This is a genomic window from Micromonospora sp. DSM 43699, assembly GCF_055517075.1.
In genome coordinates this window covers 1-423 of the sequence record NZ_JBTMMT010000244.1, presented here as the reverse complement: position 1 = coordinate 423, position 423 = coordinate 1, and the positions used below count along the sequence as shown (strand labels likewise).

At 70.9% G+C, this 423-nt stretch carries 1 protein-coding gene; it reads left to right on the top strand.

What is annotated here, in order from left to right:
• Positions 1 to 423 (top strand): acyl carrier protein (locus AC0AIB_RS31465; protein ID WP_465098123.1); only part of this gene is annotated, 423 nt, incomplete at both ends.

The window sequence follows — 423 nt, the reverse complement described above, 5'->3', positions numbered from 1 at the left end:
CGAAGTCGCCGGCGAAGTCGCCCAACGCCTCTCCCTCTCCGTCGAAGGCGACGAAAGCGAACTCGAAGACCTCGTCAAAGCCCGCACCGTCCGCGCCATGGTCACCTGGCTCGACCAGAAGATGAGCGGCACCATCCACGTCTCGGCCACCACGACCGGCCCGCTGACGCCCACCCCCGCCCCGGCGCTCCCGGCCGCCCCCATCGGAATGCCCACCGGGATGCCCGCCGCCGCCCCCGCCGGGGCGACCGCGGCCACCGGCACCAGCCTGGCGGACTTCCAGCAGGCGATCCTCACCGTGCTCAGCGAGCGCACCGGCTACCCCGTCGACCTCATCGAACTCGACCTCGACCTCGAAGCCGACCTCTCCATCGACTCCATCAAACGCGCCGAAGTCGCCGGCGAAGTCGCCCAACGCCTCTC